Source organism: Burkholderia sp. MSMB1835, from assembly GCF_001526365.1.
Lineage (GTDB): Bacteria > Pseudomonadota > Gammaproteobacteria > Burkholderiales > Burkholderiaceae > Burkholderia.
In genome coordinates this window covers 1-18,436 of the sequence record NZ_LOYP01000020.1, presented here as the reverse complement: position 1 = coordinate 18,436, position 18,436 = coordinate 1, and the positions used below count along the sequence as shown (strand labels likewise).

Below are 18,436 nucleotides of genomic sequence, written 5' to 3'. Positions count from 1 at the left end.
CCGCGCCCGCCTGCATGGAACTGAAATGGCTCGAAGACTTCGTCTCGCTCGCGGAAACGCGCAGCTTTAGCCGGTCCGCCGAGCTGCGGCACGTGTCGCAACCGGCGTTCTCGCGGCGCATCCAGGCGCTCGAGGCATGGCTCGCGACCGAGCTGATCGATCGTTCGGTCTATCCGACCCGGCTCACGCAGGCCGGACAGATCTTCTACGAGCAGGCGCTGACGATGCTGTCGCAGGCGCACGAGGCCAGGACGCTGTTGCGCGGCCACGTCGGCGCGCCGGTGCCGACGATCGAATTCGCGGTGCCGCACACGCTGTCGCTCACGTATTTCCCGCGCTGGCTCGAGCGGATCGAGGCGAAGATGGGGCAGGTCCACACGCGGCTGCGCGCGCTGAACGTGCACGACGCGGTGCTGTCGCTCGTCGAGGGCGGCTGCGACCTCGTGATGGGCTATCACCACCCGAGCCACCCGGTCGCGCTCGACCCGGCTCGCTACGACATGCTGATTCTCGGCAGCGAGCCGATCAGCCCGTTCTCCGCGCCCGGCCGCGCGGGCCGGCCGCGCCATACGCTGCCGGGCGCGGCCGACGCGCGCGTGCCGTATCTGTCGTATACGCCGAACGCGTATCTCGGCCGGATGACCGAAGTCATCATCGCGAACGCGCCGACGCGGCTGTTCCTCGATCGCGTGTACGAAACCGACATGGCCGAAGGGCTGAAGGCGATGGCGCTCGCGGGCCACGGCGTCGCGTTCCTGCCGCACAGCGCGGTCGACGATGCGGTCGCGGGCGGCCGGCTGATCCGGCTCGACCGGTCGGCGCGCGGCGCCGGCGCGCATCCGTTCACGTTGACGATGGAGATCCGGCTGTACTGCGACAAGCTCGCGCTGCAGGGCGACGATCCGCGGCAGAAGCTCGTGCGTGCGCTGTGGGACGTCGTGCGCGACGAACTGCGCGAGACCGCCGCCGGCACCGCCGGCTAAGCGCCGACGGCTGATCCGGCCGAGCGATCCGGCCGGCTGACGGCGGCCTTGCGGCGCCTGTCGGACGGCGGTCCGCCGGCCGGCTCGCGCGTCGGCAACGCGGTTTTTCACGAACGCGATGCCCGGCCGATCGCGGCCGTTCTTGCGCAAATCGACCGCGATTTTGCGAAAAATCGCGATCATGCAAGAAACGCATAATCGAATAAACAAACGGCATTGGATAAAAAAAACGGGTTTTTCGACAATGTGCGCAATCCGTTGAACGTTGGAGCTTCCATGTCTTCGCAACAGCAGTCCATCCCGTCCTACCTGCACGCCGACGATCTCGGCCCGTGGGGCAACTACCTTCAGCAGGTCGATCGCGTCGCGCCGTACCTCGGTTCGCTGTCGCGCTGGCTCGAAACGCTGAAGCGTCCGAAGCGCATCCTGGTCGTCGACGTGCCCATCGAGCTCGACAACGGTACCGTCGCGCACTTCGAGGGCTATCGCGTGCAGCACAACGTGTCGCGCGGCCCGGGCAAGGGCGGCGTGCGCTACCACCAGGACGTGACGCTGTCGGAAGTGATGGCGCTGTCGGCATGGATGTCGGTGAAGAACGCGGCCGTGAACGTGCCGTACGGCGGCGCGAAGGGCGGCATCCGCGTCGACCCGCGCAAGCTGTCGCGCGGCGAGCTCGAGCGCGTGACGCGTCGCTACACCAGCGAAATCGGCATCATCATCGGCCCGAACACCGACATTCCGGCGCCGGACGTCAACACCAACGAACAGGTGATGGCGTGGATGATGGACACCTTCTCGATGAACCAGGGCCAGACGTCGACCGGCGTCGTGACCGGCAAGCCGATCGCGCTCGGCGGTTCGCTCGGCCGCAAGGAAGCGACGGGCCGCGGCGTGTTCGTCGTCGGCTGCGAAGCGGCGAAGAAGAAGGGCCTCGAGATCGAAGGCGCGCGCATCGCGGTGCAGGGCTTCGGCAACGTCGGCGGCATCGCGGCGAAGCTGTTCCAGGAAGCGGGCGCGAAGGTGATCGCGGTGCAGGATCACACGGGCACGATCTACCAGCCGGCCGGCCTCGATTCGAACAAGCTGCTCGACCACGTCGCCCGCACGGGCGGTGTCGCGGGCTTCGAAGGCGCGGAACCGATGCCGAACGACGAGTTCTGGACGGTCGAGACCGACATCCTGATCCCGGCGGCCCTGGAAAACCAGATCACCGAGAAGAACGCATCGAAGATCCGCACGAAGATCGTCGTCGAAGGCGCGAACGGCCCGACGACGACGGCGGCCGACGACATCCTGAGCGCGAACGGCGTGCTGGTGATCCCCGACGTGATCGCGAACGCAGGCGGCGTGACCGTGTCGTACTTCGAGTGGGTGCAGGATTTCTCGAGCTTCTTCTGGACGGAAGACGAGATCAACCACCGTCTCGAGCGCGTGATGCGCGAAGCGTTCGCCGGCGTGTGGGCGGTCGCGGAAGAGCACAAGGTGACGGTGCGTACGGCGGCGTTCATCGTCGCGTGCAAGCGCATCCTGATGGCGCGCGAAATGCGCGGCCTGTACCCCTGATCGGTTCGACTACGATCGACGCATGACGCAATCCTCGCGATTGCGTGCATGAACCCTCGCGGGCGGTGCCGAATCCGGCGCCGCCCGCGTGCGCATTCAGGCGCCGCAAGCGCGCCGGAAGCCGGGAGGACGGCTTCGCACGGGGCGATTCGTAGTGCGGTAAACAACCAGTACTTTCAAAAATATTACTTTGATACACTGGCGCGGGTTTTAGCCAAGGAGATGACCAAAATGAAATACCACAAGGCAGTCCTGATGGTGGCGGCGCTTTGCGCGTTCGCAAGCGGCGCGCATGCTCAGGAGACGGGCACGCTGAAGAAGATCAAGGACACGGGCGTGATCGCGCTGGGCCACCGCGAATCGTCGATTCCGTTCTCTTACTATGACCAGAGCCAGCAGGTGGTCGGCTATTCGCGCGACTTCCAGATGAAGGTCGTGGATGCGGTGAAGAAGAAGCTGAACCTGCCGAACCTGCAGGTGAAGAACATCCCCGTCACGTCGCAGAACCGTATTCCGCTGGTGCAGAACGGCACGGTCGACATCGAGTGCGGCTCGACGACCAACAACGCCGAGCGTCAGCAGCAGGCTGCATTCTCGAACACGATCTTCGTGATCGGCACGCGCCTGATGACGAAGAAGGATTCCGGCGTCAAGGATTTCGCCGACCTGAAGGGCAAGACGGTCGTGACGACTGCCGGCACGACGTCGGAACGCCTGCTGCGCAAGATGAACAACGACAAGCAGCTCGGCATGAACATCATCAGCGCGAAGGATCACGGCGATTCGTTCAACACGCTGGAATCGGGCCGCGCGGTCGCGTTCATGATGGATGACGCGCTGCTCGCGGGCGAGCGCGCGAAGGCGAAGCAGCCGGGCGAATGGGTGATCGTCGGCACGCCGCAATCGGAAGAGGCTTACGGCTGCATGATGCGCAAGGGCGATGCCGACTTCAAGAAGGTCGTCGACGACGCGATCGCGCAAGTCGAGAAGTCGGGCGAAGCCGCGAAGATCTACGCGAAGTGGTTCGAGAACCCGATCCCGCCGAAGAACCTGAACCTGAACTTCCCGCTGTCCGAGTCGATGAAGAAGCTGTACGCGAACCCGAACGACAAGGCGCTCGACTGATCACACTGCCGTTGATGCAGAAATGACGCTCATGAGACGGAAGAGGCCACGCTTCTTCCGTTTCTTTTTGCTGGAGTCTTGCCCATGTCTTACCACTGGAACTGGGGCATCTTCCTGAGCCCCGTGTCGACCGGCGAGCCGACGACTTATTTCGGATGGCTGATGTCCGGCTTCTGGGTGACGATCGAAGTGTCGCTCGTCGCCTGGGTCATCGCGCTGATCGTCGGATCGCTGTTCGGCGTGCTGCGCACCGTGCCGAACAAATGGCTGTCGGCGATCGGCACCGTGTACGTGTCGATCTTCCGGAACATTCCGCTGATCGTGCAGTTCTTCATCTGGTATCTCGTGATACCCGAGCTGCTGCCTGCGTCGATCGGCACCTGGATCAAGCAGTTGCCGCCCGGCACGCAGTTCTTTACCGCGTCGATCGTCTGTCTCGGCCTGTTCACGGGCGCGCGCGTGTGCGAACAGGTGCGCTCGGGGATCAACGCGCTGCCGAAGGGCCAGCGCGCGGCCGGCCTCGCGATGGGCTTCACGCAATGGCAGACGTATCGCTACGTGCTGCTGCCGGTTGCCTACCGGATCATCGTGCCGCCGCTCACGTCGGAATTCCTGAACATCTTCAAGAACTCCGCCGTCGCGTCGACGATCGGCCTGCTCGATCTGTCCGCGCAGGCGCGCCAGCTCGTCGACTACACCGCGCAGACCTACGAGTCGTTCATCGCGGTCACGCTCGCTTACGTGCTGATCAACCTCGTCGTGATGGCGTTCATGCGCTGGATCGAAGGCCGTACGCGGCTGCCCGGCTATATCGGAGGCAAGTGATGCATCAGTTCGACTGGAGTAGTATTCCCGGCGCGCTGCCGACGCTGTGGTCGGGGGCGGTCGTCACGTTCAAGATCACGCTGATCGCGATCGTGGTCGGGATCGTCTGGGGCACGCTGCTGGCGCTGCTGCGGCTGTCCGGCGTGAAGCCGCTCGCGTGGTTCGCGAAGGCGTACGTGACGGTGTTCCGCTCGATCCCGCTCGTGATGGTGCTGCTGTGGTTCTTCCTGATCGTGCCGCAACTGCTGCAGGGCGTGCTCGGGCTGTCGCCGACGATCGACATCCGCCTCGCGTCGGCCATGGTCGCGTTCTCGTTGTTCGAAGCCGCGTATTATTCGGAGATCATCCGCGCCGGCATCCAGGCGGTGCCGCGCGGGCAGGTGAATGCCGCGTTCGCGCTCGGCATGAACTACGCGCAGGCGATGCGCCTCGTGATCCTGCCGCAGGCGTTCCGCGCGATGGTGCCGCTGCTGCTCACGCAGGCGATCGTCCTGTTCCAGGATACGTCGCTCGTGTACGTGATCAGTCTCGCGGACTTCTTCCGCACGGCCGCCAACATCGGCGATCGCGACGGCACGACCGTCGAGATGGTCCTGTTCGCCGGCGCATGCTATTTCGTGATTTGCTCGTTGGCGTCTGCTCTCGTCAAGGGTCTCCAGAAAAAGGTCACAAGATGATTTCCATCAAGAACGTTTCGAAGTGGTACGGCCAGTTTCAGGTCCTCACCGAATGCACGACCGAGGTCAAGAAAGGCGAAGTGGTCGTCGTGTGCGGCCCGTCGGGCTCGGGTAAATCTACGCTGATCAAGACCGTGAACGGCCTGGAGCCGTTCCAGCAGGGCGAGATCCTCGTGAACGGCCAGTCGGTCGGCGACAAGAAGACGAACCTGTCGAAGCTGCGCTCGAAGGTCGGGATGGTGTTCCAGCATTTCGAGCTGTTCCCGCACCTGTCGATCACCGAGAACCTGACGCTCGCGCAGATCAAGGTGCTCGGCCGCGGCAAGGACGAAGCGACCGAGAAGGGCATGAAGCTGCTCGATCGCGTCGGCCTGAAGGCGCATGCGCACAAGTTTCCGGGCCAGTTGTCGGGCGGCCAGCAGCAGCGTGTCGCGATCGCGCGCGCGCTGTCGATGGACCCGATCGCGATGCTGTTCGACGAGCCGACGTCCGCGCTCGATCCGGAGATGATCAACGAAGTGCTCGACGTGATGGTCGAACTCGCGCAGGAAGGGATGACGATGATGGTCGTCACGCACGAGATGGGCTTCGCGAAGAAGGTCGCGCATCGTGTGATCTTCATGGACAAGGGCGCGATCGTCGAGGACGACCGCAAGGACGATTTCTTCTCGAATCCGAAATCGGACCGCGCGAAGGACTTCCTCGCGAAGATCCTGCACTGAGCGTTCGCGCGTCTTGCGCGTACCCAGCCAGAAACCGCCCGGCATGCCGCCGGGCGGTTTTTTTTCGTCCGCCGCCGGGCGTTACCAGCTGTACCGGTAGCCGACCTGCCCGACGATCCCGCGCCGGTAATCGCCGCCGATGTTGCGCGCGATCTTCGCATTCGCGTACAGCTCGCCCGACTTGCCGAAGCCGGCGGTCACGCCGACGCCGAGCTCGTACCACGTGCGCCCGAGGTGCGTCGCGAACGGCGTGCCGCCGACGACGGTCTGCCCCGGCGACAGAAAGTCGTGCAGCACGTCGGCCGTGAAGTACGGCGTCGCGGCGCCGCCGCCCGCGTCCGACTGGAGGTTCGGCCGGAAGAAGCGCACGCCGACGCGGCCGCGCAGCGCATGCGTCGTCGTGCCCGAGACGGCCGACACGTTGTCGTTGAACGCGTTCAGCTTCAGGTACTGATACATCAACTGCGCCTGCGGCTCGACCGCGATCGGCAACGCGCCGAGCGCGAACGGCTTGCCGACTTCCTGCGACAGCGCGACGCCGAAGCCGTTCTGCGACGCTTCGTTGCCGTAGCTGTCGCGATAGCGGTTGCCGTAGTGCGTGACCTGTCCGACGCTGTCGAAGTAGGTGCCGTCAGGCAGATAGCGCGTCCAGTAGCCGCCCACGCTCTGCGCGTGCATCTCGACCGAGCCCGTCGACGTCGACAGGTTCGGCGAGCCGGCGCGCGCCATGTCGCTGAAGCTCGCATTCGCCACGCCGATGCTGGCCGTCACGCCCGCATGCGTGCTGCCGGCGCCGTTCGGTGCCTGATCGACGGTCCAGTCCTTGCCGAACTGCGCGAAGAACGTGCGTTCGTCGGCCGAGAAGCGGCCCGCGTTCGCATCGAGGCTCTGGCCGCCGATACGCCCCCACACGCCGTCGCGATTACCGGGCTGCTGCTTCTCGACGTTGTAGATGTCGCCGACGCGCTCGTGCAGCCGGCCGAGCGTCGAGAAGCCGTAGTCGACGTTCAGCAGCGGTGTCATCGCGTAGCCGGAGACGCCCGGGCGATACGCGAGCGCGCCGCCGTTGCCGTTGCCATTTCCGTCGTCGCCGCCGCCAGCCGGGTGGATCGGGTCGCCGGGGTCGGTCGGGTCGAGCTGCGAACGCAGGTACCAGCCGTTCGCGTCGCTTTGCCCGCCGCGATAGAGCCGGTACTCGTATGCGCCGGCCTGTACCGGGCCCGCGAGATGGAACGCCGACGCGGCGGTCGTGCCGCCGTTGGCCGTGACGACCACCGGAATCCCGTCGCCGGTCGTCTGCGCGCCGGTGCCGGCCGTATTGGCGATCTTCAGGCCGGTCGTGCCGGTCGCCGCGCCGCCGTTGACGATCAGGCGGTCGGTCGGCGACGCGTCGGCGCCGAGGTACGTGTTCAGCGCGATCGTGCCGCCGTTGCCGACGTAGCCGCCGGTCGTCAGCGTCTTGTAGCTGCCGGTCAGCGTCGGCGAGCCGGTCGGCGCGGCGAATGCGACGAGGCCCGCGTTGCTCAGGCGGCTCACGACCGAGCTGCCCGTCATGCGCCACGTGCTCGTGCCGTCGATGGTCAGCGCGACCGGGTCGATCTTCCCGGTCAGCGTCGTGCCGTTCGCGAGGAACACGTTGCCGGTGCTCGACGCGTCGGAAACGATGTCGCCCGCGAGGTTCACCGCCGATGCGTCGAACGTCACGTTGCTGCCGTTCGCGAGGTTCAGCAGCGTGCCGTTGCCGGCCGTCACGACCGTGCCGTTGCGCACCGCGATGTCGGCCGTGCCGCCGCGCGCGGCGAAGGCCGGCCCGGTGGCGGCCGTCACGCTGCCGCCGTCGACGAGTACCGAGCTGGTCGCGCCGTTCGCGAGCGTGTCCGACGTCAGCACGCCGGCCGTCGCGCCCGCGAGCGTCGTCCCGGTCAACGCGAGCACGCCGCCGCTGTTCGCGGTTGCGCCGTTGCCGGCCGCGCTGGCGAGCGACGATCCCGCATCGGCGACGCGGCCGCCGTTTTGCACGACGATGGCATCGGCTGCGCTTCCCGATGTCGAGATTTTCGTGCCCGACAGCAGGGCCGTCGCGCCGGCGTCCATGACGATCGCATGCGCGTTCGTGCCGGTCGTCGCGACGGTCGTTCCATTGGCCGTGAGCATCGAATCGGCCCCCGACACGGACAGGCCGCGCGCATCGGCGCCCGCCGTGCGGACGACCGTTGCCGCATCGGTCGCGATGCGCGCGCCCGCGCCGGTCGACGTCAGGCCGGCGGCGCCGTTGCCGGTCGTGGCGACCTGCGTGCCGGACAGCGCGATCGTTGCATTCGCACCGAGGTTGCGGATCCCGCTGCCCGCGCCGCCGACCGCGATCGACGTCGCGCCGGCCGCGATACCGCCCCCCGTGACGGTCGCATCGATCAGCACGCCGTCGGCGCTGCCGTTCGCGATGACGGCGCCGGCGCCCGACAGCGCGACCGATGCGCCGGCCCCCGTCAGGCGTACGCCCGCGATACCGTCGTCGGCTTCGATCGAGCCCGCATTCGCGAGCGTGGCCGACGCACCCTGCACGAGCGCGCCCGTGCCGTTGGCGACCCGGATCGTCGATGCGTTGTTCACCGTGCCGAGCGTGCCGGCCACGACGCCCGTCGAGCCGGCGCCGGTCAGCGACACCGTGCTGCGGTTCTCGAGCGTGCCGAGGTTTTGCGCGACGAAACCCGTCACGCCGGCGGTCGACGACGTGACGGCGGCATCGTTGATCAGCGTCGTCGTGACCGGTGCGCCGGCATTCGCGCCGGCGAGATCGTGCGCCTGGCCGTCGACGACGCCCGCGGTCGCGCCGGCCGCGTTCAGGTTGATCGTCGCGCCCGCGTCGATCGTGCCTTTCGCGCCGCCTTCGACCGCGATCGCGATGCCGTTCGCGCCGTTGACGTTATAGACCGCGTTGCCGGTCGACAGCGTGGTGCCGGCATCGGTCGCGAGCACGCCGCGCGCCCGCTGGCCGTTGACGTCGGTCGTCAGCGCGCCGGCCGTCGACGCGCCCGTGTAGGCCGCGCCGCCCGCGACGCGGAACAGCGTCGAATCGTCGGTGTCGACGCTCAGGTGCTGCGCGGCGACGTTGATTTTCGAGCCTGCACCGTATGCATAGAAGCCGATCTGGTCGGTGCCGGACGTGAAGGCCGGCACGGCGTTCGCCCCGACGTCGATCGTCGCGCCCGAACGCGCATGCACGCCGATCGCGCCGGTGCCGGTCAGGTTCAGCGCCCCGTCGATCGTGGCCTTCGCGAGCGGCCCTTCGGCCCACACGCCGTAGTTGCGCGTGCCCGACGCGGGATCGAGACCGCCGGCGACGTCGATCGTGCCGGTCGACGTCGCGGCCGTCGCGTTCGTGCCGGTGCCGACGACCATGATGCCGATGCCGTTCACGCCATTCAGCGTGATCGTGCCCGTGTTGGTCACGGCCGCCGCGGTGTCGGCGGCGAGCATGCCGACGTTGGCGAGCGGCGTGCCGGGCGCGGCGCCGTCGACGACGATCGCGCCCGCGTTGGTCAGTGCGCCGGAGGTGGAGCCGATGCTCGCCAGCGCGGCGCCGTTCTGCGTTTGCGTGCCGATCACGATCGTGCCGAGGTTGCTCGCGGTGCCCGACGCGCCGAGCAGAATGCCGTACGCGTGCGCGGACAGCGCGACGTCGTTCGCGGCCTCGGGCGAGGCGGCGTCGTATTGCGCGGCGCGGCCGAGATAGATCGTGCCGCCGGCTTCGTTCGTGAAGCTGCCGCCGGCGACGAGGCCGCCGATCACCTGGCTGTCGAGCGTCGTCGCGTTGACGCCGACGTTGATCGTGCCGGCGTTCGACGCGCGTGCGCCGTCCGTGACGGCGACCGCGTAGTTCTGCAGGTCGGGGCGCGTGCTGTTGAAGGTCCAGGCGCCGACGTTCATCACGCCGTTGTTGACGAAGGTCGTGCCGGCGCCGTTCGCGTAGATGCCGCTGCCCTCGGTGTACGCGTTGAGGCTGAAGTTGTAGGGCAGCGCGGCGCCGCCGGTGTCGAAGTTGTCGCCGGCGGCGTAGCCGGACGAGATCACGCCGTTGTTCACGCCGCTTGCGCCGGTCAGCAGGCGCACGAGCGTGAAGTCGCCCGACAGCCGTCCGTCGTTGACGAAGTGCGCGCCGTTTTCGGCGAGGACCGCCGAGCTCGAGTCGATCGTGTTGGTGCCGCGGAAGTCGATCTGGCCGTCCTTGCCGATGTGCAGCGTCGCGTTCGCGCCGGTGCCGTGCATGACCGTCAGGTAGTCCATCGGCAGCGTGTTCTTGTCGCCCGGCGACACGTTGTTCGCATACTCGAACGATTGCGTGGAGAACGTGACGGCCTGGCTGAACGCTTGATCGTAGGCGGCCTGCGAGCCGAGTGCGCCGCTCTGGACCGAGCGCACGAGAAAGGTGTTGTACGCGGCGAGCGACGCGGCGTCGGTGACCGTCCAGGCGCTGCCGTCGAACGCCGTGAAGGTGCCCGCATACGCCGGCACGTCGAGCAGCACGTGGCTGACGGGGCCGCCGCTCGCGAGATAGTCGCCGGTGCCGAGCCAGACCTGGTTGCGCGAGTTCCAGTTGACGACGCTTTGCGCCGTGCCCGTGCCGTCCGCGACGAACAGGTCGGTCTGCTTGGGCGCCATCGTGATCGCGTTGCCGGCCGCCGTCGGCGCGCCCGCCGGAGCGCCGATCGACACGTCGAGCGTGCCGCCGGAGCGATCGACGGTGCCGATCCGCGTGTTCACGTACTGGTCGCCGTTCACGTCGTGATAGACCGGCACGTTGATCGAGCCGGCGCTCGATGCCGCGAACGCGGCCGAATCATAGGTCGCGACCGTCGTATGGCTGCCGGTGATCGAGTCGGGCGTGCTGACGCTGCGCGTCTTGCCGCCGATCGACAGCAGCGGCTGGTCGGGGTTGCCCGATACGACGGACGCGCTGCCGAGCGGCGTCAGCGTGTAGCCCATGTCGCCGGTCGCGCCGGTCCAGGCGCCGGTCAGGCCGACCCGGTCGCCGCCCGACACGGTCGTGGCGCCGGCCAGGTTGTCGTTGACCGTCGGGCTGAAGCTGTCGAGCGTGCAGGTGCCCCCGTTCGCGATGGCGGCGCCGCTGCCGCAGGTCGATGCGTGCGCGGCGCCGGCCGACAGCGCCGCCAGTGCGGCGCCGAGCGCCGCGACGCGCAGCGGCGACCGGCGCGTCGTTGCGTGCGCGGTGCGGCGACTCGAACCCGATGCGCCGCCCGAGCGCTTGCCGCGCGCCCGGGTCGTTTCCGCAACCGCGACCCAGCAGCCGGCGGCTTCGCTCCATATCGATCGAAATGAGTGATTCACGGCATACCCCTCTTTCTTCTTTTTGACGTGGCATTCGCCGCCATTCGGCGAATTCGCATTCCGCGGTGGGGAAACGATCCGAAGGGGCGTGCGGCGGCTATGGCTGCGTGTCGCGCCAATCGTGTTTCGTTACACCGAGGATGGGCGGAGTCTACCGATTCGGGCGGCCGTCGATTATCTGGAAATGGGAAACTGTAATGATGCGAACCGTAATGCGTGGTATTTTCGATTTGTGTGGTTGATCGAACCGAAGGCCTTGGCGGTGGCGGGTTTGGGGGATTTTTTAAAAATTCGGAAGGACTGTCGGAGTAGGTGGGATAACGCACGGTTCCGGTGGGTGGGGCGCGCTAAAATGCAGGCCCAGGATTTTATTTTTAATTGATGGTTGTTTTGTTTGTCTCGTCTTTTATTTATTTTCGTTTGTAAATTAATAAAATCAAGTAAATGTTGCGTGACGTCGATCGGTTGCGCCGGGTGGTCGTCAAAATGAAACCATATTGGCCGCAGCGGGGCGATTTGCGCCGATGACGGGCGTCGTCGGATGTGTCGCGTGAAGCTCGCGCAGCAGGCAGTGCGCAGGAAGCGGCCGCGGCCGCGCTTCAGAAATCGATCGCGTCGTCGGAATCGCCGTCGGCGGCGGTGGCGAGCGCTTCGCGAACCGCCGTGCGCGGCGCGGACGCCGACGCGTCGAGCGACGGGTTGCGCAGTTTCTCGAGCACGCGCTCGGGCACCGGAATCCGCATCCGCGCGGCGACGTCGCCGCACTGGAACATGATCAGCTCGCCCGGCTCGAATGCGGTCCAGACTTCGTTGTCGGTGAGCGGCTGCGTCGCGATTACCGCGACGCGATCCTCCGGCGTCGTGTATTTCGCGAAGTCGATCGACAGGTCTTCGTCGACGAGATGCGCGGTCGAGAACGGCCAGCGGCGCACGAGGTAGTGCAGCCGCGTCGAGCAGTGCGCGAAGAGCGCCTGGCCGTTCGACATCAGGAAGTTGAACACGCCGTGATCGGTGATGCCGCGCGTCAGCTCGCCGACCCGCTCGAACAGTTCGGGCAGCGGCGGCTGCGCGCCGGGAAAGGCCTCGCGCAGCCCCTGCATCAGCACGCAGAACGCCTGCTCGCTGTCGGTCGTGCCGACCGGATGGTAGACGCTGCCGTCCATGTCCGGCGCGTAGTCCTGCAGGTCGCCGTTATGCGCGAAGATCCAGTGCCGGCCCCACAGCTCGCGCATGAACGGATGGCTGTTCTCGAGCAGGATGTGCCCTTGCGTCGCCTTGCGGATGTGCGCGATCGTGTTCTTGGACTTGATCGGGTAGCGCTTCACCATTTCGGCGATCGGCGACGTGGCCGATGCCTGGTGATCGATGAAGAGACGGCAGGCCTTGTCTTCGAAGAACGCGATGCCCCAGCCGTCGGCATGGTGATCGGTGAGCCCGCCCCGGGCCGCGAAACCTGTGAAGGAGAATGTGACGTCCGTCGGCGCGGCGCAGTTCATTCCAAGGAGTTGGCACATTTTACGTGGGGCGGCAGGCTGAAGCGGGGGGTAACGAACCGGGCGAACCCCGGTACAATGCGGTTTCTAGCATATCACCGAGCCCTGAGCGGTAAAAAGCGGATTCCGCTGGTCAAAGGCCCCGTGTTGCGGTTTGCCGTCAGTCGGCCCGCGCACGCGCGTTCCGGCCCCGCCGATGGCAAGCCCGTTCCTCACGACGCCTCCTATGACTGCCTCGAACGCTTCTTCCCCGGCGACGCTTTCGCTCGCCCGTCCCGACGACTGGCACCTGCACCTGCGAGACGGCGACATGCTCGCCGCCGTGCTGCCGCACACCGCCCGCCAGTTCGGCCGCGCCATCGTCATGCCGAACCTGAAGCCGCCGGTCACGACCACCGCGCAGGCGCAGGCCTATCGCGAGCGCATCCTCGCCGCGCTGCCGGCCGGGATGACGTTCGAACCGCTGATGACGCTGTACCTGACCGACAACACGCCGCCGGACGAAATCCGCCGCGCGCGCGCGAGCGGCTTCGTGCACGGCGTGAAGCTGTATCCGGCAGGCGCGACGACGAACTCCGATCACGGCGTCACCGATCTCGCGAAATGCGCGAAGACGCTCGAGGCGATGCAGGACACCGGCATGCCGCTGCTCGTGCACGGCGAGGTGACCGATGCGTCGATCGACCTGTTCGATCGCGAGAAGGTGTTCATCGATCGCGTGATGACGCCGCTGCGCCGCGATTTCCCGGGTCTGAAGGTCGTGTTCGAGCACATCACGACGAAGGACGCGGCCGACTACGTGCGCGATGCCGACGCGGCGCCCGGTTTGCTCGGCGCGACGATCACCGCGCATCACCTGCTGTACAACCGCAACGCACTGTTCGTCGGCGGGATTCGCCCGCATTACTACTGCTTGCCGGTGCTCAAGCGCGAGACGCATCGCGTGGCGCTGGTCGAGGCCGCGACGTCGGGCAACCCGCGCTTCTTCCTCGGCACCGACAGCGCGCCGCATGCGCGCGGCGCGAAGGAAATCGCGTGCGGCTGCGCGGGCTGCTACACGGCGCTGCACGCGCTCGAACTGTACGCGGAAGCATTCGACACGGCCGGCGCGCTCGACAAGCTGGAAGGGTTCGCGAGCTTCTTCGGCGCGGACTTCTACGGGCTGCCGCGCAGCGCCGAGACGGTCACGCTGCGTCGCGAGGCGTGGGAGCTGCCGCGCGAGATCTTCGCGGGCGACACGCCGGTCGTGCCTTTGCGCGGCGGCGAGACGATCGGCTGGAAACTCGCGTGACCGGCGCGCCGCCGCGCGAACCCGGCCCTGAGGCCGGTCTCGCGGCGGCGGCGTTCGCGCGGATCGACTGGTCCGTGCCGTGGCTCGCGCCTTACGCGGAGCCGGGCCGCGCGTGGCAGGCGGCCGCCCGCGCGGGCGACGCCGCGCTGCTCGATGCGCTGAACGGCGCATTGCACGGCGGCGATCGCGTCACCGGTCGCGGCAGGCCGCTGCGGTTCGTGCCGCAGGCCGAGCTGCCGCCCGGCGTCGCGTACGAAACCCATATCGCGGCCACCGGCCGCGTGCCGACCCGCCAGAATCTCCACGACTTCTTCAATGCGCTCGTCTGGTTCGCGTACCCGCGCGCCAAGGCCGCGCTGAATGCGCGTCAGGCCGCCGCGATCGATGCGGCGGGCGGGGTCGGCCCCGTGCGCGGCGCGTTGCGCGATGCGCTGACGCTGTTCGACGAGAATGCGGCGCTGTTCGTCACGGCCGACCGCGCGCTCGCCGACGCGCTGCGCGGCTTCGACTGGCCGCGGCTGCTGGTGGCCGAGCGCGATGCGTGGGGGACGCGCTGCGAAGCGCGGCTGGTCGGCCATGCGCTGCTCGAACAGCTCGTCGTACCGTACAAATCCTGCACCGCGCACACGTGGATCGTGGAAGTGAGCGCCGACTATTTCTCATGGTCCGACGCGCAACGGCGCGCGCACGTCGACGCGCGCATCGCCGCCGAACTCGCGACGCGCGCGCTGACGCCCCGCGATTTCGCGCCGCTGCCGGTGCTCGGGGTGCCGGGCTGGTGCGCGGCGAATGCCGACGCCGCGTTCTACGACGATCCGGCCGTGTTTCGCAGCGGCCGCCGCTCGCGCGCTGCCGATGGCGGCGCGCAGTGCTAGAATGCGCGTCGCAAAGCAGGCCAGGCAGTCGCGGCCTCGCCGCCTTCGGGCGCGCGGGGGCGAGGAAAGTCCGGACTCCACAGGGCAGGGTGATGGCTAACGGCCATCCGTGGCGACACGCGGAACAGGGCAACAGAAAGCAAACCGCCGATGGCCCGGCGCAAGCCGGGATCAGGTAAGGGTGAAACGGTGCGGTAAGAGCGCACCGCGGCGACGGCGACGTTCGCCGGCACGGTAACCTCCACCCGGAGCAATTCCAAGTAGGCAGGCGCGCATTTTCGGATGCAGGACGGGGCCCCCGTCTCGTCTGCGGGTAGGAAGCTTGAGCGCGTCAGCAATGGCGCGCCTAGAGGAATGGCTGCCACGCGTTGCGCGCTTCGGCGCGCGGCGTGCACAGAATCCGGCTTATCGGCCTGCTTTGCCGTTCGAATGCGAAAGGGCCGGCGTCTCCGTGCGGAGCGCCGGCCCTTTTTTCGTGCGTTCGCCGTGTGCTCAGGCGGCGACGATGTCGAACGAATGCGTGAGTTCGGCCGTTTTCGCGATCATGATCGACGCGGAGCAGTACTTGTCGTGCGACAGGTTGATCGCGCGCTCGACCGTGGCCGGGTTCAGGTTGCGGCCGGTGACCGTGAAGTGGAAGTGCACCTTCGTGAACACCTTCGGATCTTCGCTCGCGCGCTCGGCCTTCAGCGTGACCGAGCAGCCGCTCACTTCCTGGCGGCTCTTCTTCAGGATCAGCACGACGTCATAGGCCGTGCAGCCGCCGGTGCCGAGCAGCACCATTTCCATCGGACGCGGCGCGAGGTTGTGGCCGCCGCCTTCGGGCGCGCCGTCCATCGTGACGAGGTGCCCGCTGCCGGTCTCGGCGGAAAACGCCATGCCGTCCTGGCCCATCCAGCTTACTTTGCATTCCATGCTTGCACTCCAGCGTTGCCTGATTCGGATTCGATCCGGCATTGTAGCCCGCGGCGCAACGGTCGGCTGATGCGCTGCACGACGCGCAACGCCGGCGCCGGGCGAACGGGGTGACGAGCGGCGATTTCCCTGCTGGATTTAGGGGTTTTGCTCTAGGCGGGGACGGTTTCAGGTCGTGTCTGGTGCGATTAGGTGTTTGATTTAAAACGACAATTCTAGTGTGTGAATTTGCCGGCCATAATCCCATATCGTGGGATGTAATTTCGCCATGCAAATTTTCTTGTGAAGTCCGTAGGCCATTCGTATAATGAACCTCATTGGTTGTCGCGCTGCGGCAACCTCCGAATGTCTCCTCCACCCTCCTCCTAAGGTGGATTAAGCCCGAACCGTCCGTTCGGGCTTTTTTTCGTCCCATGCAAACATCGGCGCGCGGCTTGCACGCGCCGCCGCGTCACGCGGGCTGTCGCGCCGCCGGCTGCGAGGTCGCGTCGGGCGACGTGCCGCGCGCGCCGGCATCGGGCGTCGGCGCGTGGGCGGCCGACGCGTGGCCGTGGCCGCGCGCGCAGAAGTGGCGCACGCGTTCGCGCACCGCGCGCAGGCGCGCGATGCGGTCTTCGGCATGGGCGGTCCGGGCTTCGGCGATGCGCGCATCGAGTGCGTCGAGCTTGGCTTCGCAGCCGGAGCGGGCGGCGACGGCGGGCGCCGCGGCGGCCAGCAGGGCGGCCGCGAGGAAAGGCGTAAGTCGTTGTTTCATCATGCTGATTTGTTGTTTTTCGGGTTCGGCCGGTCGGGCGCGGCAAGGTCAGGTGCCCCGCGTCGATGGGTGCCTCCCCAGGCGCTCGGTTCGCCTGGCTGGTCGGGGCACGATCGAATTTTGGCTCATTTCGGCCGTTCCGAACACGGGACGTGGATTCTCTTTGACCACGCAGCCGTATTTCCTTTATAATTCAGGGCTTTTCCGCATTCATGCCCACGGAAAAAGAACAGGGAGAGCCTGCACCGCGCCTCGAAGCGCACACAGACAAGCAGGAAGAACACATCGGGCAAAGCATTTTTTTTGGATCGATCATGAAGACGTTTTCCGCAAAAGCCCATGAGGTGACGCGCGAATGGTACGTGATTGACGCGACGGATAAGGTTCTCGGCCGTGTTGCCAGCGAAGTGGCACGCCGTCTGCGCGGCAAGCACAAGCCTGAGTTCACCCCGCACGTCGACACTGGTGATTTCATCATCATCATCAACGCGAGCAAGTTGAAGGTCACGGGCAACAAGACGCTGGACAAGAAGTACTACCGTCACTCGGGCTACCCGGGCGGTATCTATGAAACGACGTTCGGCAAGATGCAGGAACGCTTCCCGGGCCGCGCGCTCGAGAAGGCGGTCAAGGGCATGCTGCCGAAGGGCCCGCTCGGCTACGCGATGATCAAGAAGCTGAAGGTCTACGCAGAAGCGACGCATCCGCATTCGGCTCAACAGCCGAAGGCGCTCGAGATCTAAGGGGAGCCCACATGATCGGTAACTGGAACTACGGCACGGGCCGCCGCAAGAGCGCAGTCGCACGTGTCTTCATTAAGGCTGGCAAGGGCGACATCATCGTCAACGGCAAGCCCATCGCTGACTACTTCTCGCGCGAAACGTCGCTGATGATCGTGCGTCAGCCGCTGGAACTCACGAACCACGGCCAGACGTTCGACATCAAGGTGAACGTCAACGGCGGCGGCGAAACGGGTCAGGCAGGCGCAGTGCGCCACGGCATCACCCGTGCCCTGATCGACTACGATGCGACGCTGAAGCCGTCGCTGTCGAGCGCAGGCTTCGTCACGCGCGATGCGCGTGAAGTCGAGCGTAAGAAGGTCGGTCTGCGCAAGGCTCGCCGCGCAAAGCAGTTCTCGAAGCGTTAATTTCGCTTCATGGCCTCGTCGCTTTCGGGCGGCGTCCGCCGGAAAAACCGCCAGCTTTCGCGCTGGCGGTTTTTTTATGCCCGCTTCCGGGCTCGCTGCGGCGCCCGCACGCGTGGGCGCCCTTGATGAAATCGACAAGAACCTGTTGATTTCATGGACTTCAGCACGATCTTCTGATCGGCCCTACAATAGCGGCTAAAGCTTTTTGGAGAGTTCGAATGAACGCTGTTACCGAATCCGCAGCAACGACGACCGATATGCCGCTGCCGTTCGTCTTCACCGACGCCGCGGCCGACAAGGTCAAGCAATTGATCGACGAAGAGGGCAATCCCGACCTGAAGCTGCGCGTGTTCGTGCAGGGTGGCGGCTGCTCCGGCTTCCAGTATGGCTTCACGTTCGACGAGGAAGTCAACGAGGACGACACCGTGATGAACAAGAACGGCGTCCAGCTCCTGATCGACTCGATGAGCTACCAGTACCTGGTCGGCGCCGAGATCGACTACAAGGACGACCTCAACGGCGCGCAGTTCGTGATCAAGAATCCGAACGCAACCACCACCTGCGGGTGCGGTTCGTCGTTCTCGGTCTGAGCGCACGCCAGATCCGCGCCGGTTCGCCGGCATGAAAAACGGGGCTTGATGCCCTAATGCCGTTCAGTTAAGCGACTGAACGGCATTTTTGTTTGCGCCAACTTGTTGTAAACGGGGCGTGGCGATGTTA

15 protein-coding genes and 1 other RNA gene are annotated in these 18,436 nt (G+C 66.4%); 12 read left to right on the top strand and 4 right to left on the bottom strand.

Annotation, left to right across the window (positions count from 1 at the left end; all coding sequences use genetic code 11):
- The first annotated feature begins 14 nt into the window (after nucleotides 1-14).
- From WS96_RS09895 to WS96_RS09870, 6 genes are all read left to right on the top strand, one after another.
- Complete coding sequence (locus WS96_RS09895) at nucleotides 15-983, top strand: LysR substrate-binding domain-containing protein (RefSeq protein WP_059832266.1); 969 nt, start codon at nucleotides 15-17, stop codon at nucleotides 981-983.
- A gap of 276 nt (nucleotides 984-1,259) precedes the next feature.
- Nucleotides 1,260-2,546, top strand: a complete 1,287-nt coding sequence (locus tag WS96_RS09890; protein WP_034206412.1) for a Glu/Leu/Phe/Val family dehydrogenase — start codon at nucleotides 1,260-1,262, stop codon at nucleotides 2,544-2,546.
- 231 nt (nucleotides 2,547-2,777) lie between these two features.
- Entirely contained in the window at nucleotides 2,778-3,671 is an 894-nt protein-coding gene (locus WS96_RS09885) for a glutamate/aspartate ABC transporter substrate-binding protein (protein WP_059832376.1), read from the top strand.
- 84 nt (nucleotides 3,672-3,755) lie between these two features.
- Nucleotides 3,756-4,496, top strand: coding sequence for an amino acid ABC transporter permease (locus WS96_RS09880; RefSeq protein ID WP_034206414.1), 741 nt, complete (start codon nucleotides 3,756-3,758; stop codon nucleotides 4,494-4,496).
- Nucleotides 4,496-5,173, top strand: a complete 678-nt coding sequence (gene gltK, locus WS96_RS09875) for a glutamate/aspartate ABC transporter permease GltK (protein WP_059832264.1) — start codon at nucleotides 4,496-4,498, stop codon at nucleotides 5,171-5,173. Before WS96_RS09880 ends, gltK begins: the two co-directional genes overlap by 1 nt.
- Nucleotides 5,170-5,895 (top strand): amino acid ABC transporter ATP-binding protein, encoded by a 726-nt coding sequence (locus tag WS96_RS09870; protein ID WP_034206415.1) that lies wholly within the window; start codon nucleotides 5,170-5,172, stop codon nucleotides 5,893-5,895. The genes gltK and WS96_RS09870 overlap by 4 nt, the downstream gene beginning before the upstream one ends.
- A gap of 81 nt (nucleotides 5,896-5,976) precedes the next feature.
- Here WS96_RS09870 and WS96_RS09865 read toward each other — a convergent pair whose 3' ends face one another.
- Nucleotides 5,977-11,241 (bottom strand): autotransporter outer membrane beta-barrel domain-containing protein, encoded by a 5,265-nt coding sequence (locus WS96_RS09865; RefSeq protein WP_059832262.1) that lies wholly within the window; start codon nucleotides 11,239-11,241, stop codon nucleotides 5,977-5,979.
- Between the two features lie 599 nt (nucleotides 11,242-11,840).
- Nucleotides 11,841-12,755: a class II glutamine amidotransferase gene (locus tag WS96_RS09860; protein ID WP_059500989.1), complete on the bottom strand. Its 915-nt coding sequence runs from the start codon at nucleotides 12,753-12,755 to the stop codon at nucleotides 11,841-11,843.
- 205 nt (nucleotides 12,756-12,960) lie between these two features.
- Here WS96_RS09860 and pyrC point away from each other — a divergent pair, with 205 nt between their 5' ends.
- The 3 genes from pyrC to rnpB all read left to right on the top strand — a co-directional run bounded on the left by pyrC (nucleotide 12,961) and on the right by rnpB (nucleotide 15,324).
- On the top strand, nucleotides 12,961-14,025 hold the full coding sequence (gene pyrC, locus WS96_RS09855; RefSeq protein ID WP_059832261.1) for a dihydroorotase: 1,065 nt from the start codon (nucleotides 12,961-12,963) through the stop codon (nucleotides 14,023-14,025).
- Entirely contained in the window at nucleotides 14,022-14,900 is an 879-nt protein-coding gene (locus WS96_RS09850; RefSeq protein ID WP_059832259.1) for a DUF3025 domain-containing protein, read from the top strand. Before pyrC ends, WS96_RS09850 begins: the two co-directional genes overlap by 4 nt.
- A gap of 12 nt (nucleotides 14,901-14,912) precedes the next feature.
- An RNA gene (rnpB, locus tag WS96_RS09845) (RNase P RNA component class A) lies at nucleotides 14,913-15,324 on the top strand.
- Nucleotides 15,325-15,392: 68 nt separating this feature from the next.
- Here rnpB and WS96_RS09840 read toward each other — a convergent pair.
- Both WS96_RS09840 and WS96_RS09835 read right to left on the bottom strand, forming a co-directional pair.
- Nucleotides 15,393-15,857, bottom strand: coding sequence for an OsmC family protein (locus tag WS96_RS09840; RefSeq protein WP_074801272.1), 465 nt, complete (start codon nucleotides 15,855-15,857; stop codon nucleotides 15,393-15,395).
- Nucleotides 15,858-16,266: 409 nt separating this feature from the next.
- Nucleotides 16,267-16,572, bottom strand: coding sequence for a DUF1090 family protein (locus WS96_RS09835; RefSeq protein WP_059824519.1), 306 nt, complete (start codon nucleotides 16,570-16,572; stop codon nucleotides 16,267-16,269).
- Nucleotides 16,573-16,883: 311 nt separating this feature from the next.
- Here WS96_RS09835 and rplM point away from each other — a divergent pair, with 311 nt between their 5' ends.
- From rplM to erpA, 3 genes are all read left to right on the top strand, one after another.
- Entirely contained in the window at nucleotides 16,884-17,312 is a 429-nt protein-coding gene (rplM, locus tag WS96_RS09830; RefSeq protein ID WP_009687896.1) for a 50S ribosomal protein L13, read from the top strand.
- 11 nt (nucleotides 17,313-17,323) lie between these two features.
- Nucleotides 17,324-17,716 carry a 30S ribosomal protein S9 gene (gene rpsI / locus WS96_RS09825; protein ID WP_006476904.1) on the top strand — a complete coding sequence of 131 codons (393 nt, stop codon included), beginning with the start codon at nucleotides 17,324-17,326 and terminating at the stop codon, nucleotides 17,714-17,716.
- 218 nt (nucleotides 17,717-17,934) lie between these two features.
- Complete coding sequence (gene erpA / locus WS96_RS09820; RefSeq protein ID WP_006759918.1) at nucleotides 17,935-18,306, top strand: iron-sulfur cluster insertion protein ErpA; 372 nt, start codon at nucleotides 17,935-17,937, stop codon at nucleotides 18,304-18,306.
- The last annotated feature ends 130 nt before the right edge of the window (nucleotides 18,307-18,436 follow it).

Bases quoted from the DNA above. Each gene is read 5' to 3' on its own strand.
- WS96_RS09895 (WP_059832266.1), top strand. From the start codon at position 15: ATGGAACTGAAATGGCTCGAAGACTTCGTCTCGCTCGCGGAAACGCGC.
- WS96_RS09890 (WP_034206412.1), top strand. From the start codon at position 1,260: ATGTCTTCGCAACAGCAGTCCATCCCGTCCTACCTGCACGCCGACGAT.
- WS96_RS09885 (WP_059832376.1), top strand. From the start codon at position 2,778: ATGAAATACCACAAGGCAGTCCTGATGGTGGCGGCGCTTTGCGCGTTC.
- WS96_RS09880 (WP_034206414.1), top strand. From the start codon at position 3,756: ATGTCTTACCACTGGAACTGGGGCATCTTCCTGAGCCCCGTGTCGACC.
- gltK (WP_059832264.1), top strand. From the start codon at position 4,496: ATGCATCAGTTCGACTGGAGTAGTATTCCCGGCGCGCTGCCGACGCTG.
- WS96_RS09870 (WP_034206415.1), top strand. From the start codon at position 5,170: ATGATTTCCATCAAGAACGTTTCGAAGTGGTACGGCCAGTTTCAGGTC.
- WS96_RS09860 (WP_059500989.1), bottom strand. From the start codon at position 12,755: ATGTGCCAACTCCTTGGAATGAACTGCGCCGCGCCGACGGACGTCACA.
- pyrC (WP_059832261.1), top strand. From the start codon at position 12,961: ATGACTGCCTCGAACGCTTCTTCCCCGGCGACGCTTTCGCTCGCCCGT.
- WS96_RS09840 (WP_074801272.1), bottom strand. From the start codon at position 15,857: ATGCCGGATCGAATCCGAATCAGGCAACGCTGGAGTGCAAGCATGGAA.
- WS96_RS09835 (WP_059824519.1), bottom strand. From the start codon at position 16,572: ATGATGAAACAACGACTTACGCCTTTCCTCGCGGCCGCCCTGCTGGCC.
- rplM (WP_009687896.1), top strand. From the start codon at position 16,884: ATGAAGACGTTTTCCGCAAAAGCCCATGAGGTGACGCGCGAATGGTAC.
- rpsI (WP_006476904.1), top strand. From the start codon at position 17,324: ATGATCGGTAACTGGAACTACGGCACGGGCCGCCGCAAGAGCGCAGTC.
- erpA (WP_006759918.1), top strand. From the start codon at position 17,935: ATGAACGCTGTTACCGAATCCGCAGCAACGACGACCGATATGCCGCTG.